This window comes from Streptomyces sp. DSM 118878 (assembly GCF_052936595.1).
Window position 1 is genome coordinate 520080 of the sequence record NZ_CP193622.1, and the last position, 25645, is coordinate 545724.

General features: G+C 70.8%; 23 protein-coding genes and 2 pseudogenes. 18 read left to right on the top strand and 7 right to left on the bottom strand.

Annotated features, from left to right (window positions below):
• The first annotated feature begins 163 nt into the window (after nt 1-163).
• From ACRAKF_RS02180 to ACRAKF_RS02195, 4 genes are all read left to right on the top strand, one after another.
• Entirely contained in the window at nt 164-1351 is a 1188-nt protein-coding gene (locus ACRAKF_RS02180; RefSeq protein ID WP_447034992.1) for a S1 family peptidase, read from the top strand.
• A 124-nt stretch (nt 1352-1475) separates the two neighbouring features.
• Nucleotides 1476-2384: a helix-turn-helix domain-containing protein gene (locus tag ACRAKF_RS02185; protein ID WP_447034993.1), complete on the top strand. Its 909-nt coding sequence runs from the start codon at nt 1476-1478 to the stop codon at nt 2382-2384.
• A 120-nt stretch (nt 2385-2504) separates the two neighbouring features.
• Entirely contained in the window at nt 2505-3356 is an 852-nt protein-coding gene (locus tag ACRAKF_RS02190; RefSeq protein ID WP_447034995.1) for an alpha/beta fold hydrolase, read from the top strand.
• Between the two features lie 194 nt (nt 3357-3550).
• Nucleotides 3551-7609 (top strand): amino acid adenylation domain-containing protein, encoded by a 4059-nt coding sequence (locus ACRAKF_RS02195; protein WP_447034996.1) that lies wholly within the window; start codon nt 3551-3553, stop codon nt 7607-7609.
• 29 nt (nt 7610-7638) lie between these two features.
• Here ACRAKF_RS02195 and ACRAKF_RS02200 read toward each other — a convergent pair whose 3' ends face one another.
• Entirely contained in the window at nt 7639-8325 is a 687-nt protein-coding gene (locus ACRAKF_RS02200; protein WP_447034997.1) for a DUF899 domain-containing protein, read from the bottom strand.
• A gap of 121 nt (nt 8326-8446) precedes the next feature.
• On the opposite strand from ACRAKF_RS02200, the gene sigJ reads away from it, so the two are divergent.
• Both sigJ and ACRAKF_RS02210 read left to right on the top strand, forming a co-directional pair.
• Nucleotides 8447-9397 (top strand): RNA polymerase sigma factor SigJ, encoded by a 951-nt coding sequence (gene sigJ, locus ACRAKF_RS02205; protein WP_447034998.1) that lies wholly within the window; start codon nt 8447-8449, stop codon nt 9395-9397.
• 102 nt (nt 9398-9499) lie between these two features.
• The gene (locus ACRAKF_RS02210; protein WP_447034999.1) at nt 9500-10678 is read left to right on the top strand and encodes an NAD(P)/FAD-dependent oxidoreductase; all 1179 of its coding nucleotides are present in this window, start codon (nt 9500-9502) and stop codon (nt 10676-10678) included.
• Here the strand turns inward: ACRAKF_RS02210 and ACRAKF_RS02215 are convergent.
• Entirely contained in the window at nt 10668-11033 is a 366-nt protein-coding gene (locus ACRAKF_RS02215; protein WP_447035000.1) for a darcynin family protein, read from the bottom strand. The two genes, ACRAKF_RS02210 and ACRAKF_RS02215, sit on opposite strands and share 11 nt — an antisense overlap.
• 178 nt (nt 11034-11211) lie before the next feature.
• Here ACRAKF_RS02215 and ACRAKF_RS02220 point away from each other — a divergent pair, with 178 nt between their 5' ends.
• Nucleotides 11212-12168, top strand: coding sequence for a LysR family transcriptional regulator (locus ACRAKF_RS02220; RefSeq protein WP_447035001.1), 957 nt, complete (start codon nt 11212-11214; stop codon nt 12166-12168).
• Here the strand turns inward: ACRAKF_RS02220 and ACRAKF_RS02225 are convergent.
• Together ACRAKF_RS02225 and ACRAKF_RS02230 are read right to left on the bottom strand one after the other, a co-directional pair.
• Entirely contained in the window at nt 12144-12536 is a 393-nt protein-coding gene (locus tag ACRAKF_RS02225; RefSeq protein ID WP_447035002.1) for a VOC family protein, read from the bottom strand. The genes ACRAKF_RS02220 and ACRAKF_RS02225 overlap by 25 nt on opposite strands.
• A 17-nt stretch (nt 12537-12553) precedes the next feature.
• Nucleotides 12554-13282 carry a formylglycine-generating enzyme family protein gene (locus ACRAKF_RS02230; protein WP_447035003.1) on the bottom strand — a complete coding sequence of 243 codons (729 nt, stop codon included), beginning with the start codon at nt 13280-13282 and terminating at the stop codon, nt 12554-12556.
• Between the two features lie 235 nt (nt 13283-13517).
• Here ACRAKF_RS02230 and ACRAKF_RS02235 point away from each other — a divergent pair, with 235 nt between their 5' ends.
• A complete protein-coding gene (locus tag ACRAKF_RS02235) occupies nt 13518-14390 on the top strand; it encodes a glycoside hydrolase family 16 protein (protein ID WP_447035004.1) in 873 nt (290 codons plus the stop codon).
• Between the two features lie 3 nt (nt 14391-14393).
• Here the strand turns inward: ACRAKF_RS02235 and ACRAKF_RS02240 are convergent, their stop codons facing one another.
• Nucleotides 14394-14885: a DUF2000 family protein gene (locus tag ACRAKF_RS02240; protein ID WP_447035005.1), complete on the bottom strand. Its 492-nt coding sequence runs from the start codon at nt 14883-14885 to the stop codon at nt 14394-14396.
• Nucleotides 14886-14934: 49 nt separating this feature from the next.
• On the opposite strand from ACRAKF_RS02240, the gene ACRAKF_RS02245 reads away from it, so the two are divergent.
• On the top strand, nt 14935-15855 hold the full coding sequence (locus ACRAKF_RS02245) for a helix-turn-helix domain-containing protein (RefSeq protein ID WP_447035006.1): 921 nt from the start codon (nt 14935-14937) through the stop codon (nt 15853-15855).
• A gap of 1 nt (nt 15856) precedes the next feature.
• Here ACRAKF_RS02245 and ACRAKF_RS02250 read toward each other — a convergent pair whose 3' ends face one another.
• Complete coding sequence (locus ACRAKF_RS02250) at nt 15857-16411, bottom strand: tellurite resistance TerB family protein (RefSeq protein ID WP_447035007.1); 555 nt, start codon at nt 16409-16411, stop codon at nt 15857-15859.
• Between the two features lie 205 nt (nt 16412-16616).
• Between ACRAKF_RS02250 and ACRAKF_RS02255 the strand changes: the two genes are divergently transcribed.
• From ACRAKF_RS02255 to ACRAKF_RS02295, 9 genes and pseudogenes are all read left to right on the top strand, one after another.
• Nucleotides 16617-17174 (top strand): PadR family transcriptional regulator, encoded by a 558-nt coding sequence (locus ACRAKF_RS02255; RefSeq protein ID WP_447035008.1) that lies wholly within the window; start codon nt 16617-16619, stop codon nt 17172-17174.
• A 71-nt stretch (nt 17175-17245) separates the two neighbouring features.
• The gene (locus ACRAKF_RS02260) at nt 17246-18967 is read left to right on the top strand and encodes an acyl-CoA dehydrogenase family protein (RefSeq protein ID WP_447035009.1); all 1722 of its coding nucleotides are present in this window, start codon (nt 17246-17248) and stop codon (nt 18965-18967) included.
• A gap of 122 nt (nt 18968-19089) precedes the next feature.
• Nucleotides 19090-20030, top strand: a protein-coding gene (locus ACRAKF_RS02265) for an IS5 family transposase (protein WP_447035010.1) whose coding sequence is annotated in 2 segments (ribosomal slippage) — nt 19090-19462 and nt 19462-20030 — 942 coding nt in all. Because the reading frame shifts where the segments join, the coding sequence is not laid out codon by codon here.
• 197 nt (nt 20031-20227) lie between these two features.
• Nucleotides 20228-21268 carry a LuxR C-terminal-related transcriptional regulator gene (locus tag ACRAKF_RS02270; RefSeq protein ID WP_447035011.1) on the top strand — a complete coding sequence of 347 codons (1041 nt, stop codon included), beginning with the start codon at nt 20228-20230 and terminating at the stop codon, nt 21266-21268.
• A gap of 218 nt (nt 21269-21486) precedes the next feature.
• Nucleotides 21487-21897 carry a peptidase inhibitor family I36 protein gene (locus ACRAKF_RS02275; RefSeq protein WP_447035012.1) on the top strand — a complete coding sequence of 137 codons (411 nt, stop codon included), beginning with the start codon at nt 21487-21489 and terminating at the stop codon, nt 21895-21897.
• A gap of 123 nt (nt 21898-22020) precedes the next feature.
• Nucleotides 22021-22155, top strand: a complete 135-nt coding sequence (locus ACRAKF_RS02280; protein ID WP_447035013.1) for a hypothetical protein — start codon at nt 22021-22023, stop codon at nt 22153-22155.
• Nucleotides 22156-22232: 77 nt separating this feature from the next.
• Nucleotides 22233-22549, top strand: a pseudogene (locus ACRAKF_RS02285) (DUF6247 family protein).
• Nucleotides 22546-22803 (top strand): hypothetical protein, encoded by a 258-nt coding sequence (locus ACRAKF_RS02290; protein WP_447035014.1) that lies wholly within the window; start codon nt 22546-22548, stop codon nt 22801-22803. Before ACRAKF_RS02285 ends, ACRAKF_RS02290 begins: the two are co-directional and overlap by 4 nt.
• A 156-nt stretch (nt 22804-22959) precedes the next feature.
• Complete coding sequence (locus ACRAKF_RS02295) at nt 22960-23832, top strand: alpha/beta fold hydrolase (protein ID WP_447035016.1); 873 nt, start codon at nt 22960-22962, stop codon at nt 23830-23832.
• A gap of 19 nt (nt 23833-23851) precedes the next feature.
• Here ACRAKF_RS02295 and ACRAKF_RS02300 read toward each other — a convergent pair.
• Nucleotides 23852-25507, bottom strand: a pseudogene (locus ACRAKF_RS02300) (IS1182 family transposase).
• Nucleotides 25508-25645 lie beyond the last annotated feature (138 nt).

A 25645-nucleotide genomic window follows, 5' to 3' on the forward strand; every position in this document is an offset into this window, starting at 1 on the left:
GGTGGATGGGCGAAAGTCAGGGCGCGGCGGAGCCCCCACTTTCGCCGCCAGGCAAAGGCCCGCCTTCACGGGAAACGCACCCAAATCCCCATTCCGGGAATGTCGCTGTGCCCGGGATGCCGGAATGCCGCGTGGCCGCTGCCTGCTACCGGAAGGAATAAGAGTGCGCATTTCGCATAAGTCTGCCCTCATCGCCGCCGTCGGAGCACTGCTCTCGGTCACCGCCGTGACCACGACCCAGGCCCAGGCCGGCGAGGCCGCTCCGCGGTACCAGCCGGAGATGGTGCGGGCGCTCGCCGATTCGCTCGGCGTCAGCGAGAAGGCCGCCGTCGCACGGCTCGACGAGCAGGACGCACAGCAGAGACGGCTCGCGGCGCTGGCCAAGAACGGGATATCCGGCGACGGTGCCTTCTTCACCGCCGGCGGCAAGCTGACGGTCAACGCCGACAACGCCGCCGAGGCCGGCCAGATCGAGAAGAGCGGCCTCAAGGCCCGGGTCCCCGCCCGCGGCCAGGCGGAGCTGGACCAGATCAAGGCGAAGCTGGACGCCCTCGCCGCCGAGCGCGTCCCCGCAGGCGTGTCCTCGTGGCGCGTCGACCTCGCCTCGGACACGGTCAGGGTCGAGGTCAACAGCGGGCGGGGAGCGGCCACCAAGGCGTTCCTGGCCGAGGCCGCGAAGCACGGCAAGGCGGTCAAGGTCGTCAAGGGCCAGGAGAAGCTCACCCCGCAGGCCGTGATCTACCCGGGCAGCCGGATGACCTACAACGGCTACCTGTGTTCCGTCGGTTACGGCGCCCGCGACAGGAACGGCAAGCAGTTCCTGGTCACCGCGGGGCACTGTGTGGAGGACCTCCCCGTCCTCTCGTACAACAACGCGCGTTTCGCCAAGGCCACGCACAGCCGGTTCGCGGGCGGCACGCGCAGCGTGGACATGGGCATCGCGGCCATCGACGCCGGCAACTCCATCGCCACCAGCGTCGGCACCTGGGGCAACAGCAGCCCGGTCGCCGTCCAGGGCAGCCGCCGGGCCGCCTCGGGCTCCGCGCTCTGCAAGTCCGGCCAGACCACGGCCTGGACCTGCGGCAAGGTCAACTCGTACAACGTCAGCGTCACCTACACCGACCCGAACGGCGGCCCCGACACCGTGGTCTCCGGCCTCGGCAGCTCCACCGTCTGCACCGAGGGCGGCGACAGCGGCGGCGCCTACATCTCCGGCAACCAGGCCCAGGGCATGACCTCGGGCGGCCCCATCGGCCAGCAGTGCTCCGGTGTGAACTCCAGCGGTTCGTCCTACTTCCAGCCGCTCGATGACGCGCTCAGCTACTACGGCCTGACGCTGAACACCAACTGATCCTTTTCCGATCCGGGTCACAGGGGCCGTCCACCGGTTACGGTGAACGGCCCCTGCTCGGCGTATGGGCGAAGGCACCGGCCGACCGCGGAACGGCGCACGTACGCCCACATCGAAAGAAATCATGACGAACGACCTCATCCCCTCAGGCCCGGACACCTTCGCGCTCGTCTTCCGTGAGGCCCTGCGGCACCGTGGGCTCTCCCTGGAGCGCATATGCGACCGCCTCCACGCCCAGGGGATCAGCGTCAGCCCCGCCACGCTCAGCCACTGGCAGCGGGGCCGCAGCCAGCCCGAGCGGCTCCAGTCGCTGCGGGCGATCGACGCGTTGGAGCCGATACTCGGGCTGCGGCAGGGCACGCTGCGCTCCCTGCTCGGACCGCACCGCCCCCGCGGCCGGGCACTGCCGCACGACCCTGCCGCCGTCCGCGGTGTCTACGGCGAGCAGTCCGACCTCGAACAGGTGCTGGGCGAGGCGTTCCTCCACTTCAACTCCGACACCCAGGCGCTGGTCACCCACGAGACGGTGACCCTGGACGAGCATCGTTCCATCCGCGAGATCACGGTGACGAGCGTGCTGCGGGCCGTGCGGGACGGTGCCCGGCAGCTTGCCGTGGTCCACTTCCTCGACGCGTTGCCGACCGACGCCGTCGATGTCGTCGTGCGCGGCGGGGAACTGGCCGACCGGCGCTTCCTGCCGGAGCTGCGCAGTGTGCTGGCGGAGATCTCCTTCGGCCGCCCGCTGGCCCGCAACGACACGGCGGTGGTCGAGTACACCGTCCACATCGGCCCGTCCCCCACGACCTCCTACTGCCACGAGCGCCGCCTCAGGGAATCCCTCCGGACCTACCTGCTGCACGTACGTTTCCATCCGCTGGCAACCCCGACGAGCTGCCACTACGTCTACCGGGAACGCCTCGACGACGAGCCGCGGCAGCGCCACCGGGTGTCCCTCGACACGTCCCACACCGCCCACCTGCTGCCGGCCAAGTGCCCGCCGGGCGTCTATGGACTGGAGTGGCGGTGGGACTGACTCCGTGGCGCGGCGACGACGGCGCCCCGCCGGGCTCCTGCCACGGACCCCGGCCGATGCGGTCAGGAAGATCGTAAACCTGGTGTCCGCATACCCGTATGTCCCCTACATTGATGTCCGATGACTCTCCTACATGCCCATGAATTCGGGGGCGTTGGCCCCCAGTTGGTTCTCCTGCACGGTTTCGGACGGTCGCTCGCCGACTGGGAGACAGCCGCTGCCCCGCTCACCACCGACCACCGGGTCCTCGGCCTCGATCTGCCGGGACACGGCCGCTCCCCCGACGTCTCCCCCTGGACCATGTCCACCGCCGTACAGCTCATCGCGGACACCCTCGACGCGCACGGCGTGTCCGATGCCGTCATCGTGGGCCATTCGCTCGGCGGAATGACCGCGGTCGAGTACGCCCGGGAGCACCCGGACCAGACCCGCGCCGCCGTCAATCTGGACGGCTTCTGGTGGAGCCCCGAGTACCCCGGCGCCGAGCGCGTGAACGAGGGGCTGCTGGCGATGGCCGGGAGCGTCGCGCCCGCCGGGTACGTCGAGCAGAAGGTCACCGACGCCGCCCGGCTCGGTATCCCCGCCGACCACGCGGAGGCCGCGGCCCGAGCCGCCGCCCGACCGCTGCCGGACGGCACATGGCAGACGCTGCCGGAGCGGACTGCGGCGCGGCAGCTCGTCGACGAACTCCACGGGATCGGCGCGCTCGGCGTCACCAAGTGGCTGGACGGCATCGAGCGTCCGCTGCTCCTGGCCCGGGCGGACCGGCGGCTGCCCTCCGCGCCGGGCATGGAGTGGTTCAGCGAGTTCAACACCCGCTTCGCGCAAGAGGTCCGCGACGAACTGGCCGTGCTCGCCCGCACCCGGCCGACGGTCACGGTCGCCGGGGTCGAGGCCACCCACATCATGCACATGGAGGCGCCGGACGCGGTGGCGACGCTGGTGACCGAGTACGTCCGGGGGCTGCCGTAGCCGACTCTCAGGGCCCGGGATCACCGCCCTCGCCGTAGGCAGGTTGGCTGATAACCGACACTTCACCGGGCGCGGCTCGTTGCCCTCTATGGCACTTGTCCGGATGGCCGCCCCGAACAGAGGGGGCGGCAGAGCGTGCCGTGAGCCGGCGCGAGCGGGCGGTGGCCCTGGCCGTGAGGGAAGTTGACGCGAGAATGGACAGTAGGTTCGACGGTGGCCGCGGGATGCCGCTGAGCGCTGCGCAGACGGGCATGTGGTTCGCCCAGGCACTGGATCCACGGAGCCCGGCGTTCCGGGCGGCCGAGGTGGTGGAGCTCCAGGGCCCGGTCGACGTGGACGTCCTGGAGCGGGCGCTGCGCGAGGCTCTCACCGACGCCGAGGGACTGCGCGCACGGTTCGTGACCGACGACGGCGGTGATGTGCGGCAGGTCGTCGAGCCGCTGCGCGGCTGGGGGTTGCCGCGGATCGACCTGCGGGACGAGAGCGACCCCACCGCGGCCGCGTACGCGTGGATGCGCGCCGAGCTCGACCGGCCGGTCGACCTCGGGCGCTCCCCCACGGGGGTCTTCGCCGCCCTGCGGACGGCGCAGGACCGATGCCTGCTGTACCTCGGCATGCACCACATCACCCTGGACGGCTACGGCGCGGCCCTGTTCATCCAGCGCATCGCCGAGGTGTACACCGCCCTGGACGCCGGGGAGCCCGTCCCGCCGTGCCGTATGGGCGCGTTGAGCCAGGTGCTCGCGGACGAGGCCGAGTACCACGCGTCGGAGCGGTTCGTACGGGACAGGGAGTACTGGGCGGCGGAGCTGGCCGACTGGCCCTCCCGGCCGGATTCCGCGCACGAAGTGCCGGACATCCCGCGCGGCTTCGTCCGGGCGACCGGCCACCTCGACGCCGCGACGACGGACGGGCTGCGGTCCCTGGCCCGCCGGGCGCGTACGGGCCTGGCGACGGCGGCGATGGCGGCCCTTTCCCTGTACGTGCACCGGCTCAGCGGCCGGGACGAGGTGACGCTCGATCTGACGGTGACCGGACGCGGCGCCGCGGCGCGCGACGTGCCGACGATGCTCGCCAACATCCTGCCGCTGCGCGTGCGGATGGACGAGCGGAGCACCCTGGAGGACCTGCTGCGCCACACCGTCGACAAGGCCAAGGGGCTCCTGCGCCACCAGCGCTATCCGTACGGATACCTGGCGCGTGAGCTGAAGATCGCCCGGCGTCCTGAAGGCTTCGCGGACGACTGGGGCATCAACATCATGACGCACGACAAGGAGTTGGCCTTCGGGCGGTACGCGGCGGTGCTGCACAACCTGTCCAACGGGCCGGTCACGGGCCTGGGCGTGAACGTGTACGACCGGCCCACCGACGGCTCGCTGCGCATCGACTTCCAGGCCGACCCGGCCCTGTACTCCGCCGCGGACGTCACCGCCCACCACCGGCGCTTCATGGCCCTGCTGCGGACACTGTCACAGGCCGACCCTGCCCAGCCCCTCAAGGACATCGACCTCCTGCCGGCCGGTGAGCGCGCGGAGCTGCTGAGCGCCGCGAAGGGCGCCGAACACGCCGTCCCCGCCACGACGTTGCCGGAGCTGTTCGAGGCCCACGCCCGCCGTGCCCCCGAGAGGACGGCCCTGGTGTGCGGCGGGACGGAGCTGACCGGCGGCGAACTCAACGCCCGCGCCAACCGCCTCGCGCACCTGCTGCTCGCGCGAGGCGCCGCCCCCGAGACATACATGGCGGTGCTGCTGCCCCGTACGGCCGACTACGCCGTCGCCCTGCTCGCCGTCCTCAAGACGGGCGCGGCCTGTGTGCCGCTGGACCCGAGCCACCCCGCGGAGCGCGTCCGCACGATGGTGGGCGACGCCCGGCCGCTGTGTGTGATCACCACCTCCGCCGAGGCATCGCGTCTCGCCCGTGCCACGCCCACGGTGGTGCTCGACGAGGAGAGGACGGTGGTGGAGCTCGGGTGCCGGCCGGTGACCGACCCCCGAGACCCGGACCGTCCCCGGCCCTTGCGGGCGCATCATCCCGCGTACGTCAGTTTCACCTCGGGCACCTCGGGGCGCCCCAAGGGTGTGGTCGTCGAGCACCGGCAGCTGACCAATCTCTTCTTCGACCACGAGCGCGACCTGATCGCTCCCGGTGTCGCCTCGGCGGGGCGCCGGCTGCGGGCCGCGCTCACCGCCTCCTTCTCGTTCGACACGGCCTGGGTGGGGCTGCTCTTCCTGGCCGCCGGTCAGGAGCTGCACCTCATCGAGGAGCCGGTGCGGCTCGACCCCGGCGCCCTCGTCGCCACCGTCCGCGAGCGGCGCATCGACTTCCTCGACCTCACGCCTTCCTTCCTCCGCCGGCTGCTGGCCGCGGGCCTGGTGGAAGGCGAGGGACATCACCCGCGGATGGTGATGGTCGGCGGCGAGGCCATCGACGCCGGCCTGTGGCAGCGACTGCGGACCTGCCCCACGACCGTCTTCCACAACTACTACGGGCCCACCGAATGCACCGTGGACGCGGTGTACGGCCGTATCGAGGAGGCCGCGGAGCGCCCGGTCATCGGGCGTCCCGGCCACAATGTGCGGGCCTACGTCCTCGACCACGCGCTGCGGCCCGTCCCCGCGACGGTGCCGGGCGAGCTGTATCTGGCCGGCGCGCAGGTCGCCCGGGGGTACCTGGGGCGGCCCGGCCTGACCGCCGAGCGGTTCGTCGCCGACCCCTTCGGCGCGGCGGGTTCCCGCATGTACCGCACCGGTGATCTGGTGCGCCGGACGCATGAGGGCGAGCTGGAGTACCTCGGCCGCGACGACCAGCAGGTCAAGGTGCGGGGCGTACGCATCGAACTGCCGGAGATCGAGGCGGTCCTCGCCGGTCACCCTCGCGTCGCCCACGCCGCCGTCACCGTCCACGAGGACGGTCGCGGCGCCTTGGCCACGCAGGCCCTGGTCGCACATGTCGTGACCGACCGGGACCCGGTCGCCGGCGGCACCGGCACCCCTGTCCCGGACGGAGTCGACACCCCGGTCGCGGACAGCGTCGGCGCTCCGCTGGACACCGTCGGCCTGCGGTCCTGGGTCTCGGCCCGGCTCCCCTCCCCCATGGTGCCGTCCCGCTTCGTCGTCCACCGGGCCCTGCCCCTGACCGTCCAGGGCAAGCTGGACCGCGCCGCCCTCGCCACCGCGGCGGCCCCCGCGGCCCCGGTCGGCGGCCGTCCGGCCGGGAGCCCGCTGGAGAAGGAGCTGTGCGGCATCTTCTGCGACGTCCTCGACATCGCGGACGTCAGCATCGACGACGACTTCTTCGCCCTGGGCGGCCACTCGCTCCTGGCCGCCCAGCTCACCGCCCGCGTCCGCACCGACCTGGGTGCCGAGCTGCTGCTCGGCGCGCTGTACCAGGCCCCCACGGTCGCCGCCCTGGCCCGGCTCCTGGAGGCGGACACCCAGCAGGACGCCTTCGAGGTCCTGCTGCCGCTGCGCACCACCGGCACCCGCCCGCCGCTGTTCTGCGTGCACCCCGCGGGCGGCCTCGGCTGGTGCTACGCGACCCTGCCGCCGCACCTGCCGGCCGACGTCCCGGTGTACGCGTTGCAGGCCCGCGGGCTGCGCGGCGCCGACCGGCCCGCGGCCTCCTTCCGCGAGATGATCGCCGACTACATCCGGCACATCCGCTCGGTCCAGCGGAGCGGTCCCTACCACCTGCTCGGCTGGTCGCTCGGCGGAGCCCTGGCCCATGCCGTCGCGGTCCAGTTGCAGAGCGAGGGCGAGCGGGTGGACATGCTGGCCATGCTCGACGCCCAGCCCATCGACCCCGCGGGCCACCTGTGCGCCGAGCAGGACTCGCAGCGCCTGACGAACCTGCTCCTCGAAGCCGCCGGGCAACTGCCTCAGCAGCGCGGTCCCTCGCAGGGCGGCGCCGCGCCCTGTCGTGCCGTCATGCCGGCCGAGGCGCTGGCGTCGTACGCCGAGCACACGCTCGACGAGGTCCACCTCAAGGCGGCCACGGCGCTCATCAGCCACCACGCCACTCTCCTGCCCACCTTCACCGAAGGCGTCTTCGACGGTGACCTGGTCTACTTCCACGCCACTCGCGGGAAACCCGCCACCGCCCCCACGGGCCGCACCTGGCAGCCCTGGATCACCGGCCGCATCACCTCCCACGACACGGCCTGCACCCACCACGCCATGACCCAGGCGGAGAACATCGCCCTGACCGGCAGCGTCCTCACCGAACGCCTGGCGCCCCGCCCCTCGCCGAGGTGACAGGTCATCGTGGCGGCGACGTCAGTGCCTCACTCCTCGGTGCCGTACCGCGCGGCGATGTCCTGCGAGTCGGCCCAGCGGCTGTAGGTGGGTGACCGCGGCCAGCCGTCGGGCGAGTCCTGCCACTCCTCCTGCCGCCCGTACGGCAGCACGTCGACCAGCGCGAAGGTGTGGCTGAGCTGCTCGACGCCCCGGCCGTTGGTGTGCCAGGTGCGGTAGACCGTGTCGCCGTCGCGCAGGAGGACGTTGACCGCGAAGCCGCCGCCGGGCGGTGCTCCGACGTCGCCGCCGAACGGGCTGTTCGCGGTGGAGTACCAGGTCATCTTGTTCCCGACCCGGCGTTTGTACGCCAGGGCCTCGTCGATGGGCCCCTGGGTGACGACGACGAACCTGGCGTCGTACGCCTCCAGGAGCTCCGGCCGGGTGAACTGCGCCGTGAAGCCGGTGCAGCCCGAGCACTGCCAGGTCTCGCCGGGGAACCACATGTGGTGGTAGACGACGAGCTGGGAGTGGCCGCCGAACACGTCGGCCAGCCGGACGGGGCCGTCCTCGCCCTCCAGGGTGTAGTCGGGCAGCTCGACCATCGGCAGACGGCGGCGCTGGGCGGCGATCGCGTCGAGTTCCCGGGTGGCGGCCTTCTCGCGGGCCCGCAGATCGTCGAGTTCGTGATTCCAGGTCTTGGCGTCGACGACGGGGGGTAGCGCCTCGGCTGTCATGAGTACCTCCGTGGTGCACGGCATGCGGCATGAGCGTTCTGTACGGGTAGACCGTCCGCGTCCGCCGAACTCATCGCTCCCGCCGGAGGCATCGTTCCGGTGGCCGGTTAGGATCCGGGCCATGGCTCTGACCATGCGTGACATCGACCGCTTCGAGGCCGCCATGCCTCGCCTGCGGGCCATCGCCTACCGCCTCCTGGGGTCCGCGAGTGACGCGGAGGACGCCGTGCAGGACACGTTCCTGCGCTGGCAGGCGGCCGACGTCGACCGCATCGACGTCCCGGAGGCCTGGCTGACGAAGGTCCTCACCAACCTCTGCCTCAACCAGCTCGCCTCGGCCCGCGCCCGGCGCGAGACCTACGTGGGCCAGTGGCTGCCCGAGCCGCTGCTCGCCGGGGACCCGATGCTCGGCCCCGCCGACACCGCCGAGCAGCGCGAGTCGGTCTCGTACGCCGTGCTCACCCTCATGGAGCGGCTCTCCCCCAATGAGCGGGCGGTGTACGTGCTGCGCGAGGCCTTCGGCCACACCCACCGGGAGATCGCGGAGATCCTCGACATCACCGAGGCCGCCAGCCAGCAGATCTCGCACCGCGCCAAGAAGCACATCCGGGCCGGCAGGGCCCGCGCCGAGGTCGACGAGGCCGCCGCCCGGCGGGTCATCGAGGAGTTCCTCACCGCCGCCACCAGCGGCAGGACCGAACCGCTCGTGCGGCTGCTCACGGAGGACGCCATCGCGGTCGGTGACGGCGGCGGGAAGATCCCTGCCCGCGCCAAGGCGTTCGAGGGCGCCGTCGCGGTCGCGAAGTTCATGCGGGGCCTGTTCCTGCCCGGCAAGGCCAAGCGCGACCTCGCCGGCGGCTCGCCCGAGGTGTACACCACGGCCGTCAACGGCGCCCCCGCCCTCGTCGCGGTCGTCGACGGCCGGGTCATCGGCGTCACGTGCCTGGAGATCACCGCCGCGGGCGTCGCCGCCTTCCGCAGCCAGTTGAACCCCGACAAGCTCGAACGCGCGAACCGGCAGTGGGCGACGACGGGCCACGACCACGGGGAGCCCCTGCACCTCACCTTCTGACACCTCCGGCCAGAAGGTGAGGTGAGTCACATCGCGTTCCTGTCAGGAAACCGCGGCCTGTCCGGTTCAGGTGGCGAACCCCCGCGAGACAGGAGCCAGGAAATGCAGCACCGCATCATCGTCCTCGGAGCCGGCTACACCGGAGCGTTCGCCGCCGGGCGCCTCGCCAGGCGGCTGCGCCGTGCGGACGTCGCCATCACCCTCGTCGACGCCGAGCCCGACTTCGTCGAGCGCGTACGGATGCACCAGCTCGCGGTCGGCCAGGACCTCACCCCTCGGCCCTACAGCGAGATGTTCGCGGGCACGGGCGTCACGCTGAAGCTCGCGCGGGTCACCGGCATCGACGTCGACGGCGGAACCGTCACGGTGCACGGCGCGGACGGCGCCGAGGAGTTGGCGTACGACAGTCTGGTGTACGCCCTCGGCAGCGGCTGGAACACCCATGGCGTACCCGGCGCCGCCGAGCACGCCCATGACATCGCGGGCCGCCCCGGGGCGCTCCGGCTGCGCGAGCGCCTCGCCGCGCTGGACGCCGGCAGGACCGTGGTCGTCGTCGGCGGCGGGCTCACAGGCCTGGAGGCGGCGACCGAGATCGCCGAGGCGCGCCCCGACCTCGACGTCGCCCTCGCCGCACGTGGCGGACTCGGCGACTGGCTCTCCCCCGCCGGCCGCCGTCACCTGCGGAAGGTCTTCGACAAGCTCGGCATCGCGGTGCACGAGCACACGGCCGTCACCTCCGTGGAGGCCGACCGCGTCACCACGGCGGACGGCGGCGACGTGCCGGCGGCGGTCACCGTATGGACGGCCGGTTTCGCGGTCCACCCCCTCGCACGGGCCACCGCTCTGGAGGTCACCGGCACGGGCCAGATCGTGGTCGACGGCACCATGCGTTCCGTCTCGCATCCGGACGTGTACGCCATCGGTGACGCGGCCATGGCGATGGGCCCCGGCGGCAAACCGCTCCGGATGTCGTGTGCTTCGGGAACCCCCACCGCCTGGCAGGCCGCCGACTCCCTCGCGGCACGCCTGACCGGCGGGAAGCTCCCGAACGCCCCGCTGCGCTACTTCAACCAGTGCATCTCGCTGGGCCGCAAGGAGGGCATCATCCAGTACGTCACCGCCGACGACCGTGCCCTCCGGGCGGCTCTGACGGGGCGTTTCGCCGCACTGTACAAGGAGACGCTCTGCAAGGCCGCGGCCTGGGGCGTCGCCCACCCGACCTTCGGTATGCCGGTCCGGCGCCGCGGCGTGCCCCTCGGTGCCGCCGGTGTCAGGTGCTGATGGTGGTGACGGGGTCGAGGCCGTAGGTGCGCGCGTAGCCGTTCTCGGTGCCCACGAGGAGGTCGACGACCTCGAAGTAGCGGTCCCAGAAGGGCGTTTCGCGCAGTACGTCGATGAGGAGCTGGTAGGCGGCGTGGTCGTCCGCCTCCCAGACCCAGACGTCGGTGACGCGGGTGGAGTAGAACTCCGTGTCGTAGAAACGCGACCGCACACCGGTGGTCCTGGCCTTGACCGCGGACATGACCTGGGTGGTGAAGGCGTTCACCCTTTCCTCGGGCGTCATGGCGAGCCATTCGGGCTGGGTCTTGATGAGCATGAACGCGGTGACGGGCGGAGTGGTCTGCTCGGCGAGCATGGTGGTGTCTCCAAAACGTGGGCGTGAGTGGTTTTCGGGCGACGAACCCCGCGGGCCGCGTCATGCGGCCTCGCGAGTTCGTGCCGGAATCGGTACGTCACTCATCCTGCGGAGAGCCCCGGCATTGCCACAATGGGAACTTCAGCACGCGATTATTGCCCGAAGTGGAATGATGCCGATGAGCAGCGAAGATCCCGTCATCGATGCCCAGCTCGCCGTGGCGCTGGACGCCCTGCTGACCGAGCAGAGCGTCACCCGCGCCGCCGCCAGGCTGCACACCTCGCCCGCCGCCATGAGCCGCACTCTCGCCCGCCTGCGCCGAACCCTCCAGGACCCCCTCCTCGTCCGGGCCGGCCAGGCCATGGTTCCCACTCCCCGCGCCCAGGCCCTGCGCGAGGAGGCCGCCTCGGTCGTGCAGCGCCTGGGGACTCTGCTCAGCCCCGGCCCCCGGGTCGACCTCGCGACCCTGCGGAGCACCTTCACCCTTCAGACGGCGGACCTGGCCGGCGCGGCGCTGGCGCCCGGGCTGCTGCGGCTGGTTCGGCAGGAGGCACCGGGGGTCTCACTGCGGTTCAGGGCCGAGGAGCTGGAGGCCGGCCCCGGCCTGCGGGACGGGCGGATCGATCTGGAGGTCGGGGCCATCGACCACGTCGACCCCGAGACCCTGGTCGAGGAGTTGCTCACCCTGCGCATGGCGGCGGCCGTCCGGCCCGGTCACCCCCTCACCGAAGGCACCCTGACCCCGGAGCGGCTCGCCGCCGCCGAACACGTGGCGGTCAGCCGCCGCGGCCGGTTCACCGGTCCCTTGGACACCGCTCTGGCCAAGCACGGCCTCCGCCGGCACGTCACCGTCGTGCTGCCCAGCCACCTCGCCGCGATGGCCCTCGCCGCCCGCAGCGACGCCGTGTGCCTGATCCCCACCACGCCCGACGGCGCACCCTCGCCGCCGCTCACCGACGCCGCCACGGACCTCGGGCTGCGCCTCCTCGGCATTCCCCTTCCGCTGCCGCCCGTGGTCATCGGCATGGCCTTCCATCCCCGTCACGCGGCCGACGGCGGCCACCACTGGCTGCGGGGTGCCGTCCGCCGGACGCTCGACGGTGCCGTCGACTACTGCGGCTCGGTCGCGATCTGAATGAGGTTGCCGCAGGTGTCGTCGAAGACGGCGGTCGTGACGGGGCCCATCTCGGTGGGCTCCTGGGTGAAGCTGACGCCGAGGCCGCGCAGGCGCTCGTACTCCGCCCGTACGTCGTCGACGGCGAACTGGGCGAGCGGGATGCCTTCCGCGACGAGTGTGTCCCGGTAGGTCACGGCGGCCGGGTGGGCCGCGGGCTCGAGAAGGAGTTCGGTGCCCTCGGGTTCGTCCGGGGATACGACGGTCAGCCACCGGTCCTTCCCGCCCACCGGGACGTCGTGCTTCTTCACGAAGCCGAGGATCTCGGTGTAGAAGTGCTCGGCCGTGCTCTGGTCGTCGACGAAGACGCTGGTCATATGGATTTTCATGGGGTGCTCTCCTCTGGTTACGACGGGTCGGGAACAGTGTCTGTCCGGAGCTCTCGGTCAGCTCGTCGGGGCTCGTGCGAACGCGCGACACGGAAGCCCACGTCGTCCACCTGGAACGTCGGGTGGCTGCGGCGCCGCGCCGATGCCCGGCAGCTCCAGTGCTCGTCGAACCAGCCTCCGCCGCGCAGCACCCGGTAGTCGCCGTAGACCTCGGCGTCGTAGATGTCCCAGCACCAGTCCCAGGTGTTGCCGAGCATGTCGTACAGGCCCCACACGTTGGGCCGCTTGCCGCCCGCGTCGTGGATGCGCTCTCCGGAGTTGCCGCGGTACCAGGCGATCTCGTCGAGCGGCGCGTAGTGCGGTCCGCTCGTGCCCGCACGGCAGGCGTGCTCCCACTCGGCCTCGGTCGGCAGCCGGTACCCGTCGGCCGACGCGTCCCACTCGATGCGCTCGACGCCTTCCTCTCCGGAGGAGAGGCGGTACGCGGGCGCGTACCCGTCACGCCCGGACAGGGCATTGCAGAAGCGGACCGCGTCCCACCAGGAAACGCTTTCGACCGGCAGCGCGTCACCCTCGGCGGCGCTCGGGCGCACGCCGGTGACCTGCGCGTACAGCGCCTGCGTGACCGGGAGGGCCGCGAGTTCGTAGGGCGCGAGCCCCACCGTCCAACTGCGCTCGGTCCGCCGGTCCGAGAGCGTTACCCGCCCCGCCGGTACGGCGACCATCTGCACCGCGTTCTCGATCATGCGTCGATGATCGCACCGCCAGATTGGTCCGCACCAACTCCTTGACGTGGCCTGTGATGCTCTCTTAAATCAAGTACTGAACGAAGCGGCGGGATTGATCGCCCGGCGCGTTCATTTTTCGACATCGGTTTGTCATGGGCATGTCCTTGCTCATGTGCTCATGGCACCGAATGGCCCCGCACGCTCCCGCACTTGGCACCCCCCACTCCCTCGCACCCCCACGTGAAGCGATGTGATGACAGTGCACACTTCTTGGCGCCGCCGCGCGGCGCTCACCACGGTCGCCCTGGCCTGCTGCGCCTCGGCCCTGGCCGGGCTCCCCGCCGGAGCGCAGGCGGCCCCCGCCTCCCCGGACGCGTCCGCCGCGGCCACCACCTTCTCCGACGACTTCGACGGGCCCGCCGGGGCCGCGGTCGACGGCGGCAAGTGGCAGATCGAGACGGGCGACAACGTCAACAACCACGAGCGGCAGTACTACACCTCGGGCAACAAGAACGCGGCCCTCGACGGGCAGGGCAACCTGGTCATCACCGCCCGCAAGGAGAACCCCGACAACTACCAGTGCTGGTACGGGCGTTGCGAGTACACCTCGGCCCGGCTCAACACCTCCGGCAAGTTCACCCAGGCGTACGGTCATGTCGAGGCCCGCATGAAGGTGCCGCGCGGGCAGGGCATGTGGCCCGCGTTCTGGATGCTCGGCGCCGACATCGGCAGCGTGGGCTGGCCGAACAGCGGTGAGATCGACGTGATGGAGAACGTCGGCTTCGAGCCCGGCACCGTCCACGGCACCCTGCACGGCCCCGGCTACTCCGGCTCCGGCGGCATCGGTGCGGGCTACACGCTGCCCGGCGGTGAGGCGTTCGCGGACAAGTTCCACACCTTCGCGGTGGACTGGTCGCCGAACAAGGTCACCTGGTCCGTGGACGGCAACGTCTACCAGACCCGCACCCCCGCCGACCTCAACGGCAACCGGTGGGTCTTCGACAAGCCCTTCTTCCTGATCCTCAACCTGGCGGTCGGCGGCTACTGGCCCGGCGACCCCGACGGCAGCACCGGTTTCCCGAGCCGGCTCGTCGTGGACTACGTCCGGGTGACCACCAACAACTGAGGCTCAAGGGTGCATGCGTGCGCCCTTCAGCAGCTTGTCCACCGCGTTGCGCGGACCGTGGACCGCCAGGCCGACCAGGTCGAGGGCTTCCCCGCGCACGGCCCGGACCGCCGCCCGGTTGTCACGGTCGTTGCCCGTGGCGAAGAGGTCCGCCGTGAACACGGCTCTGGGCAGTGAGCGGGAGAGCGCCTTGCCGTGCGCGGCCGTCAGCGTCTCCTTCGACCCCTCGAAGACCAGCACGGGCTGGCGGAACATGGGCAGGTAGGGGGTGCCGTCGGCGTCCGCGTACGGCTCGCCGACGACCTCGGGCACGGCCGTGCCGAGGCCGCTCACCAGGAACGCGGTGACGTTCAGCCGCTGCCACGGTTCGAGGTCGTCACGGAGCAGGACGGCGATCTTGGTGTCGAACCGCACGGGCGGGTTCTGGGCCTCGACTCCGCTGTCGTGCCCGGTTTCGGCGGCGGGGTTCGTGTCAGGGGTGGTGTCCGTTCTCATGCTGTGAGACTCGCGGGTGCGGGCCCTCCGCGTCTTGTACGTTCTTTGCGTGGTGCACGGACAAGAGGTTTCCGCCTGGCGCCCGCCGGTCGCGGGAGTCGTGGAGGTCTTCCACGCCCATTTCACCGAGCACGCGTATCCCATGCACGTGCACGACGCCTGGACGCTGCTGATCGTCGACGACGGAGCCGTCCGGTACGAACTGGACCGCTACGAGCGTGGCACCCCGAGCGGCACGGTGAGTCTGCTGCCGCCACAGGTTCCGCACAACGGCTCCGCCGCGACCCCCCACGGGTTCCGCAAACGGGTGCTGTATCTCGACATGACGCAGCTCGACGAGAGCTTCATCGGCCCGGCGGTGGACGGCCCCGACCTCGCCGATCCGCTGCTCCGCAGACGAGTGGGACAGCTGCACGCGGCCCTGGCGAACCGGGGCGACGAGCTGGAGGCCGAGAGCCGCCTGGCGCTGGTCGGTGAACGGCTGCGGGGCCATCTGCGGCCCGCGTCGCCCCGAGGCGGACCGTGGCCGGCCCGTGGCGTCGCCCACAGCCGGGTCGCCCACAGCCGGGTCGCCCACAGCCCGGTCGCCGACAGCCTGCGCGATCTCCTCGACGAGCGGCTCTGCGAAGGCATCACCCTGGACGAGGCCGGGCGCCGGCTCCATGCCAGCTCCGCGCATCTCGTACGCGCCTTCAGCGGCGCTTTCGGCATCGCCCCGCATCAGTACCTGATGTCCCGCAGGGTCGACCTGGCCCGTCGGCTGCTGCTCGACGGGCGGGCGCCGTCCGAAGTGGCGATCGCCGCCGGCTTCTACGACCAGCCGCACTTCACCCGGCATTTCAAGCGCGTGGTGGGGACCACTCCCGGGCGTTACGCCCGCGGCCGGACCCGGCCCCGCCGCCCGCCCGCGGCCGCTGGTTCGTCGATCCTCAAAGCAGCGGACGCGGGGCGAGACCGGCAGGACCCATAGGTCAGAGACCGAACTCCTGCGGCGAGACGTTGAGCGCCATGCACGCCTCGCGCAGGACCTGCTCCTCGGCCGGGGCGATATAGCCGTCCGCGCCGGCGACGACGAACCCGGTCTGGACGACCGCCTTCGCCTCCACCGGCTTCTTCGCCGCCTTGGCGATCTCCTGCATGACCTCCGTCTTGCCCTGCTGGAAGTTGAACGACAACTGGTCGACGTGCTTGTTGAACCGCTGCCTGAGCTGCTCGGGCGGGAAGTTCTTCAAGACGTCGTTCTGGAGGATCAGGGACTCCACGTGCTGGCGCTCGGCCGGGTCCACCGAACCGTCCGCGGCCGCGACCAGGGCGCACATGGCCATGCTGGCGTCGCGGTAGGAACCGCTCTTCAGCTCCGTCTTGAGGGAGGCGAGCTGGGTCTTGAGCACGCCCACGAGCTGCGCCTTCGACCCTCCGCTTCCGCCGGATCCCGACCCCGGACGCCCGGAGCCGCCGGAGCTCCGTCCGCCCTGCGATTGCTGCAGGCCCTTGGCCTGGTCCTTGATCCGATCCCACATCGCCATACGTGCCACCTCGGCTACCTGTTTGCCAGTCCGCGCGTAACCGCGCGTCCTCCTGCCAACGCCCCTCCCCGCTTTGAAGTTCCTTGACCAACACAGTTGCCGGACATCTCGCGGATGACGAGGGGGTCCCTACGGCCGGGTGAGCCGTGTCTCACCCGGTCGGTACCTCTTGTTCATGCAACTCGTTGCATAGCAGGATCGCGGCATGGCGCTAGAGCACGCGATCCTCGTCTCGCTGCTCGAACAGCCCGGGTCCGGCTATGAGCTGGCCCGGCGGTTCGAGCGGTCCATCGGTTACTTCTGGGCCGCCACGCATCAGCAGATCTACCGCGTACTCAAACGCATGGAGAGCGACGGGTGGATCGACGCCCGTGCGGTGGCGCAGCAGGCGCGGCCGGACAAGAAGGAGTACTCGGTGGCGGCTCCGGGCCGGACGGCCCTTACCCGGTGGCTGGACGAACCCATCGAGCCCGAGAGCGTCCGGCACGAGCTCGCCGTGAAGATCCGCGGCGCGGCCTTCGGCGATCCGGCCGCGCTGATCCGCGAGGTCGAGCGGTACCGCGATGCGCACACCGACCGCCTCACCCGCTATCTCGCCGGTGAGCAGCGCGACTTTCCGCCGGACGGGGCGGCCGGGACGCCGGACGCCGGGCGGGAGTTGCAGCACGTCGTGCTGCGCGGCGGCATCGCGTACGAGCGGATGACGCTCGCCTGGCTCGACGACGTGCTCGCGACCCTGCACCGGCTGACCTCCCGCAGCTGAGCGCCTCCCCCTTTTCCCCTTCTCCTTCCCTTCCCCCTCACCCTCCTGCCCGGAAAGGCGACCGAACCCCCATGGCCGACACGCTGCTGTTCAACCCGCACACCTACGACCCGACCCACTTCGACCCCGAGACCCGCAGGCTGCTGCGCGCGACCGTGGACTGGTTCGAGAGCCGCGGCAAGCGCAGGCTGATCGAGGACTACCGGGAGCGCGTCTGGCTCGCGGACTTCCTGGAGTTCGCCGCCAAGGAGGGGCTGTTCGCGACCTTCCTGACCCCGGCCGCCGCCGGCGAAGGGGAGCCGGACAAGCGCTGGGACACCGCCAGGATCGCGGCCCTCAACGAGATCTTCGGCTTCTACGGGCTCGACTACTGGTACGCCTGGCAGGTCACCATCCTCGGCCTGGGTCCCGTCTGGCAGAGCGAGAACGCCGCCGCCCGGACGCGCGCCGCCGAGCTGCTCTCCCAGGGGGAGGTGTTCGCCTTCGGCCTGTCGGAGAAGGCGCACGGCGCCGACATCTACTCCACCGACATGCTCCTCGAACCCACCGCCGACGGCGGCTTCCTGGCCAGCGGCGCCAAGTACTACATCGGCAACGGCAACGCCGCCGGACTCGTCTCCGTCTTCGGCCGCCGCACCGACGTCGAGGGCCCCGACGGGTACGTCTTCTTCGCCGCCGACTCGCGCCACCCGGCGTATCACCTGGTGAAGAACGTCGTCGACTCGTCCAAGTTCGTCAGCGAGTTCCGGCTCGACCGCTACCCCGTGGCCGCCGAGGACGTGCTGCACACCGGCCGCGCGGCCTTCGACGCCGCCCTCAACACGGTGAACGTCGGCAAGTTCAACCTCTGCACCGCCTCGATCGGCATCTGCGAGCACGCGATGTACGAGGCCGTCACCCACGCCCATCAGCGCATCCTCTACGGGCGCCCCGTCACCGCCTTCCCGCACGTGCGCCGCGAGCTGACCGACGCCTACGTACGCCTCGTCGGGATGAAGCTCTTCAGCGACCGTGCCGTGGACTACTTCCGCTCGGCCGGTCCCGACGACCGCCGCTACCTCCTCTTCAACCCCATGACGAAGATGAAGGTGACCACCGAGGGCGAGAAGGTCATCGACCTGATGTGGGACGTCATCGCCGCCAAGGGCTTCGAGAAGGACAACTACTTCGCGCAGGCCGCCGTCGAGATCCGCTCGCTGCCGAAGCTGGAGGGCACCGTCCACGTCAACCTCGCCCTCATCCTGAAGTTCCTGCGCAACCACCTGCTGAACCCGGCCGAGTACGCGCCCGTGCCCACCCGCGCCGAAGCCGGTGACGACGCCTTCCTCTTCGCGCAGGGACCGGCCCGCGGCCTCGGCTCGGTGCGCTTCCACGACTGGCGCGACGCCTACGACGCGTACGCCGACGTCCCCAACGTCGCCCGCTTCCGCGAACAGGCCGACGCCCTCTGCGAGTTCGTCACCACCGCCGCGCCCGACGAGGAGCAGAGCCGTGACCTCGACCTGCTCCTCTCCGTCGGCCAGCTCTTCGCGCTCGTCGTGCACGGTCAGCTCATCCTGGAGCAGGCGCGCCTGACCGGCCTGGACCAGGACGTGCTCGACGAGCTCTTCGCCGTCCTCGTGCGCGACTTCTCCGCGCACGCCGTCGAGCTGCACGGCAAGGGTTCCGCCACCGCGCCGCAGCAGAGCTGGGCGCTCGGCGCGGTGCGGCGCCCCGTCATCGACGAGGCGCGCACCGCACGGGTCTGGCAGACCGTGGAGTCGCTCGCGGGGTCCTACGAGATGGCCCCCTGAGTAGGTGTTTTTCATCCTTGAGGCCGCAGGTCAGGCCTGGAGTGGTGCCCGTGGGGCTAGGTCGTTTCTGATGGCTCTTGGTCGGTGGGTGGATCAGCTTCTGGTCTGGGCAGGCGTCGGGCATGGTGCGGCGACATGAACTGACGGATGCGCAGTGGCGGGCGATCGAGCCCTTGCTGCCGGCCAACGGCCGGCCTGGTGGGCAGTGGTCCGATCACCGGACGGTGGTGAACGGGGTGCTGTTCCGGGCCCGTACCGGGGTGCCCTGGCCGGACCTGCCGGAGCGGTACGGGCCCTGGCAGACCGTCTATGAACGGCATCGCCGCTGGTCGGCGGACGGCACCTGGCAGCGGATCCTGGCCGAGCTGCAGATCGAGGCCGATGCCGGTGATCCCGACGGCGCCCTGGTCTGCGAGCTGGAGCGGGAGTGGGCGGTGAACATCGACTCCACCTCCTGCCGGGCCCACCAGCACGCGGCCGGGGCCCGGCACCGGCCGCCGCGCGACTTCCCCGAAAAGGGGGCGGGGCGCGTGTGGAGGCCGATGGGCGGGAGACACTGGGACGCTCGCGAGGCGGGGTGACCACCAAGGTCCATCTGCTGGCCGACGACCGGGCCCGCCCGCTGACCTGGCTCACCTCGCCGGGCCAGCGGGGCGACAGCCCCATGCTCCTGCCGGTGCTGAAGACGCTGCGCATTGCTCGCCGCGGGCCCGGCCGCCCACGCCACCGCCCCGACCGGGTGCGGGGCGACAAGGCGTACTCCAGCCGCGACAACCGCGCCTACCTGCGCCGCCGGGGCATCAAAGCGACCATCGCCGAACCGGACGACCAGCGGGCCAACCGCCGCAAACGTGGCCGGGCCGGCGGTCGTCCACCCGCATTCGACAAGGCCCAGTACCGACGGCGCAGCGCGGTCGAGCGCTGCGTCAGCAAGTGGAAACAGTTCCGGGCAGTGGCCAGCCGCTACGACAAACGCGACTACATCTTCAACGACACCCTCACCGTCACCGCCATCGTCATCTGGCTCCGCGACACCGTCCAAGAGCCATCAGAAACGACCTAGTGCTCGGCAAGGAGCCCGTGGTCGACGGCCCGGAGGATGAAAAACCCCTACTCAATTGGCGCGTACCTGTATCAGAATCAAACACCAGTCAGCAGGCCAAACACTCGGTCGGGGCGAGGCCAGTGGTGACCGGCACTCCTTCCGGTCACCCGGGCAACCCCGCGCGGCCACTGCCCCTCGCCCGTCATACTTGCGGCGTGGCTGAAAAGACGGAGAGGTCCCGGCTCGCCATCCCCTCGGTGGGGGCGGAAGCGGTGACGGTCGAGCAACTGGGCGAGGCACTCTCCGCTGAGGTCGGCCGGTGTGTGCCGCACGACGGCTACTGGCTCGTGGGGGCCGACCCGCTCACTCTGGCCGCGTCGTTCCAGACCATGCGCAACGGCTTCAGCACCGAGGGGCATCGCACGCTGGAGCGGGAGTTCGGTCTGCCCGACGAGGCCTTCCCGTTCCCCGAGCTGATCTTCGGGCCCACGCCGGTGGGCGTCTTGAGCCGGAGCGTCCACGAGCACCGCCGAAGCGCCCGGTTGCACGAGGTCCTGCGCGACGCCGGCCACGGCAGCGAGATGCGCCTCGCGCTGGTCCGCGGCGGCCGTGTCCGCGGCGGCCTGGTGCTGTTCCGGCGCTGCGGCGCCAGGCAGTTCTCCGAGCCGGAGGCCGAGGCTGCTGCGCGTCTCGCGGGCTCCCTCGCGGCGGCGTTGCAGCGGTTCGTGGCGAGCAAGCCCCTGCGCGTCGCGCCCTTCACGGGGCCGCCGGGTGTGGCGATCGTCGGCGAGGACGACACGATCAGGGCCGCCACTCCCGCGATCCGCTCATGGCTGCGGGAGCACGTCCTGGCCGGAGGCCCGGTCATCGACGACGAGGCACTGTTCAGCGCCCTGTGCAACATCACCCACACCGCCCGCAGGGCCGCCGAGGGCACCGCTGCCAGCAGGCTGCACACCTCCCGCGGCTGGGTCGTCCTGCACGCACAGCCCCTGGACAACCTGGCCAGGGGGGACACGGTGATTACCCTGCAGCCCGCCTCGGGCGACAAGCTCCTCCCCGTGGCCGTGGAGTGGTACGGGCTCACCCCCCGCGAAGGTGACGTCCTGCTTCACCTGGCCCAGGGACGGCCGGCCAAGAACATCGCGCGCACGCTCGGTCTGTCCACGCCTACTGTCAACAGCCATATGCAGGCGGTCTACCGAAAGGTGGGCGTGGCGGGACGCGAGGGCCTGATGGCGGCCCTGATCGGCTGAACGGGCCCCCTCCGAGACTGCGCGGGCAGCGCTTGGACAGCGTCGGCCATGCCGAATCCGGGCCTGCCACCGAGGCCGGCAACCCCTTACAAGTAAGGGGTACTTCCCGGAGCCGGCAGGCATCAGGCTCGTATCACGGCGTTCCCGCAGGCCGCGTCCCGCACCTTCCGGAGAGCAGCCGCGCACACCAGAGCCATGATCCCGAAAGGCACGATTCCATGATCTCTGCCATTCAGCGCAGAACCGCCGTGACGCTCGCGGCCATGACACTCGCCGCCGGCCTCGCCGCCACCGGCGCCCCGTCCGCCTCCGCCGCGGCCTCGGGCTTCGACCGGTGTCCTGCCAACTTCTCCTGCTACTTCACCGACCCCCACGGCGGTGGGGACATGTGGCGGGCACCGTATGGGCCCGCCTGCTTCGACCTGGGCTACTTGAACCCGGCCTTTCACGACCGGATCAGCTCGGTCTACAACCGCGGCGGCCACGAGGCCCACATGTACAACTGGACCGGCAGCCAGTGGCTGTGGGTGGCCGACGTCCAGATCGGCGAGCAGCTGAACTTCTCCGCCGGGGACCCGCGCAACGACATCGTCGACACCGTGTGCGTCGGCACGACCCCCTGGGGGTGAGGTGACTCATCGGGGGGGGCACCGGTCCTGCTGCGGCAGCAGGACCGGTGTGCCGGCAGGAACTGCCGGAAGGCCTCCCGGGGCGCATGCTCGGCCGACCTTCTCCGCACCAACGGCCGGCTGTTGACCAGCGACCCGAGCAACTCGGAGCGGGCGACGGCCGAACTCCTCAACTACGTCGCCGCCACCTGGGAGAAGCAGGACCCGGCGCTGCGCCAGCACGCCCAGGCCGTCGCCCGTGCCTTGCGTACCCGGTAGGAGGGGATCACCGCATGACCCCTTCCACGGCCACCCGGCGCGCGTACCGTGAGGTGACGACCCGCCGGGAGGACCAGATGAGCGCGCAGCCCGCCCACGCACCCGTCACGCCGTACGCCCCCGCGCCGGGAGCTCCGGCCGAACTGCTCCACCAGCTGCGCGCCGACCGGCGCGCCGCGCAGTGGGTGCCGGCCTTCGAGCAGGAGTGGGCGGCCGCCCTGGAGGAGTCCGCCGGACGTTCTCCCTCGGCGGGCTGTACGCGGTCGTCCAAGACTGGCAGGGCCGACTCGCCCACGCCCCGGCCGTCGACGCGTTCGTTGCCTCCGGCTACGACGACAGCGACGCCGTCGACATGGCGGAGCTCCGGGGAAGGCGAAGGCGAAGGCGCCGGTGAGCGGACAGCCGTACGCGGTCCGTTTCTCCGCTCCGGCCGCGAAGGTCCTCGACACCCTGCCCGAGCACGTCGAAGACACCGTGTGGGATGTCCTGGGCGCCGCCGCCGACCCGTGGGGTTTCCGGCAGTGGAACCCGGAGGACCTCAAGGGCGAGGACGTGCGCTACGCGTCCGTCGGCCAGCTCTCCCTCACCTACTGGGTGAACCGGCCGCTGCGCCGACTGACCGTGCTGAACATCGTCTGGCTCGGGTGACTACCCGGTGACAACGCCACGACCCCGGCATCGCAACGACACTGTTGGCGAATCCCGTCTGTCGCGATTCGGTTGGGCAGTTGTTTCCACGGCACCCGCGGGGCAGAAGCAAGTCTGTGTTGGGGCGGTGTTTCAACGACGGCGGGGGTTCGGGTCTTGTTCGAGGACTTTGAGGCCAGGCAGGTTCAGGTCGATGGAGCGTCGATTTTCGTGCGCTACGGCGGGGAGGGGCCGCCGGTGGTGCTGCTGCACGGCCACCCCCGGACATCCGCGACCTGGCATCGCGTCGCCCCGCTCCTGGTTCGGCGCGGTTTCACCGTGGTCTGTCCCGATCTCCGGGGTTACGGCCGGTCCACCGGCCCGGCGCCTACCGCGGACCACTCCGGATACTCCAAGCGGGCCGTCGCCGGTGACGTGGTCGAGGTGATGCGCTCCCTCGGACATGCCCGGTTCGCGCTTGCCGGGCACGACCGCGGAGGCAGTGCCGCACTCCGTCTCGCACTCGATCACCCCGAAGCAGTTTCCCGGGTGGCGCTGCTTGACTGCCTGCCCGTCACCGAGCACCTGTCCCGCATCACGGCCGAGTTCGCCACGCAGTGGTGGCACTGGTTCTTCTTCGCCCAGCCGGACATCCCCGAGCGGGTCATCAATGCCGATCCGGACAGCTGGTACCGCGGCGATCCGCAGAGCATGGGACAGGAGAATTACGAAGAGTGGCGCGCCGCTACGAGGAAGCCCGACGTGGTGCGGGCGATGCTGGAGGACTACAGGGCCGGCCTCACCGTCGACCGGCGGCATGAGGAGGGTGACCGCGCCGCCGGCGTGCGGGTGGGGTGTCCGGCACTGATGCTGTGGTCGCTCCGGGACGATCTCGAGGACCTGTACGGGGACCCGTTGAAGATCTGGCGGCAATGGGCACCAGACGTACAGGGCCATGGCATCGACTCCGGGCACCACATGGCCGAAGAGGCTCCAGAAGAACTCGCGTCCTCCCTCGCACACTTCTTCGCCGGACGACCGGCTAACTGAAGTGCTCAGTGCACGAGCTTCACCCAGCGGGTCGCAGAACTGCCAGATAGGACTTGCGCGTACGGGCCTTTGGAGTGCCGGTCCACCAGGCGTCGAGGCGACGGAAGTTCATAGCGGTGGCGGTGAGCTGATGCTGTAGCCGTGCCTTGGCGAGGCCGTGATATCGCATTGGCGCAGGCCGAAGGCTCGAACACCCTGGGAGATCGTCCCTTCGACACCGGCCCGACGCGCGTACTGCTCCCTCCACTCCTGGGTGTCTTCCTGGGCCCGTGCCTGCTGGATCACCTCGTACTCCGCTTGCGGACGGAGAGTGATCCGACGGCCCATGTCCCACTTGCTGTTGGAGCGGGTGCACTGCTCTCGGGCCTTGCAGGGACGGCAGGCAGCTGTCGGGAACCGTGCTCGAACCACGGCCGCCCCGTCCTGGGAGCGGTCTTCAGCCCAACGGCTGCTGGTCGCGCCGTTGGGACAGGTCACCTGCCGGTTCTCCCAATCGATGGCGAAGTCTGCCTGGGAGAAGCCGCCGTCCTTGGTCTGCCAGCTGGTGGAAGCGAGGATCGGGCCCACCAGGGTGACTTGGTGATCCCGGCGGGCGGTGACCACTTCCCTGGCGGTTGCGTAGCCCGCGTCGACCAGGTGGCTGTCGGGCAGGAGGTCGCGCTCGGCAAGGTGTGCGTGGATCGGGCCGACCAGTCGCACGTCCTGAACCGTGGAGTCGGTCGTGGCGACGTGTGTGATCAGGTTCGGGCCATCCGGCTCGCAGGTCTCGGTGAGGTGAACCTTGTAGCCGTCCCAAAAGACGCCGCGCTTCACGCTGCCCCGTGCGTCGGTGTCGTAGGGCGTGACCAGCCGTTCCGCGCCCGGCGGCCGATCCTTGAGTTCCCGGCGACGGACCTGTCCGTTGTCGAGGAAGTACTGCTGGATCCACATCTCCCGAAGGGTCCGGATCCGCTTGAGCAGCCGTAGGGACGCAGGGGCGTCGGGTGCCTGCAGGGCCTCCAGCAGTCTCAGCCCGTCCGGCGCCGACCTGCTCAATCAGCTCGCTCTGCTTCGCTTTTCCCTTGGGCAACCGGGTGTCCTAGAACCGGATCGCGTACCGGTCGAACCACTCAGGCGGAGCCCAGCCGGCCAGCCACTCCGGCTCGTGGGCTGCCACGCTGTTCAACGCGGCACGCAGCGTTTCACCCAGCCTCACCAGGCCGTTGATCTGCCGGGTGGCGGACAGCACGATCGTGGAGTCTGTGCGCGCACGACCACCGGCCTTGAGCAGCCCCTGCTCCGCAGCGGCCTCGAGCAGCTGGTCCAGGAGCTGAACCCCGGCCTCTCCGGCGATCAGCCGGTCCCTGAACTCGGTGAGCACCGAATGGTCGAACCCCGGATCGACCAGTTCCAGCCCCAGCAGGTACTTGCAGTCCAGCCGTCCGCGCACAGCGTCTGCGGCCTGCCGGTCCGAGAGGCCCTCGGCGAATTGCATGACCGAGACCAGTGCCGGCCTGCCCGGCGACCACGCCGGCTTCCCCCTGGCCGGATACAACTCGCCGAAGTCCGCGTCCGGGAACAGCTCGCCCAATTCATCGCGGATCCGCATCGCCAGGCTGCCCTTGGGGAACGCAGCCCGTGCCACCCGGGCCGTCTCCTCCGGAACCTCGCTGATCTTCTTGGCGTGCAACGACACCGCCACCCTCCCCAAACACAACGTCGGCCTTCACGACCACAACGGGTCATGAAGGCCGACGTCACGTTCAGGCCCGGGATTCGCCAACGGTGTCTCGCAACTGCCGGGGTCGTGGCGTTCCGCATCGTAGCCACGGCC